This is a genomic window from Bacillus sp. JJ1503, from assembly GCF_036965125.1.
In the GTDB taxonomy this organism is placed as follows: Bacteria; Bacillota; Bacilli; order Bacillales; family Cytobacillaceae; genus Cytobacillus.
On record NZ_JBALOZ010000175.1, the window covers coordinates 1 to 723 of the forward strand.

General features: G+C 36.8%; 1 protein-coding gene. It reads right to left on the minus strand.

The window, feature by feature from the left end:
• Positions 1 to 92: 92 nt before the first annotated feature.
• The coding region (gene rpsB / locus V7149_RS14010; RefSeq protein WP_335346236.1) for a 30S ribosomal protein S2 at positions 93 to 723 on the minus strand (631 nt) is incomplete at its 5' end.

Consider the following 723-nt stretch of genomic DNA (forward strand, 5'->3'; position numbering starts at 1 on the left):
CCCTTATCACCTTTATTATTGTTAGCCTTGATTCTTGGCCTATTCCCTCAAAACTTAAAAAGATTTGATTTCATAAACCAGGATAGCTTTTATTAAGCAGTAGTAACTTCTTCGCCTTGTTTTGCTTCAAGAATCGCATCAGCCATCTTTGCAGTTAATAATTTAACAGCACGGATAGCATCATCGTTTGCAGGGATAACAACATCAATTTCATCCGGATCACAGTTTGTATCAACAATACCTACGATAGGGATATTTAATTTATGTGCTTCTGCAACAGCAATGCGCTCTTTGCGTGGGTCAATGATAAATAAAGCATCTGGAAGAGTCTTCATATCCTTGATTCCGCCTAAGAATTTTTCTAAACGCTCTTGCTCTTTTTTCAATTGAACTACTTCTTTCTTAGGAAGCACTTCAAAAGTTCCATCTTCAGACATTCTTTCAATATCTTTTAAACGTTGAATACGTTTTTGGATTGTTTCGAAGTTTGTTAAAGTACCACCTAACCAGCGTTGGTTAACATAGTACATACCAGAGCGGATTGCTTCTTCTTTAACAGAGTCTTGAGCTTGTTTTTTCGTACCAACGAATAGCATTGTACCGCCGTTTCCAGCAAGTTCCTTAACGAAATTGTAAGCTTCTTCTACCTTCTTAACAGTTTTTTGAAGGTCGATGATATAGATACCGTTACGCTCAGTGAAGATATATTTCTTCATCTTAGGG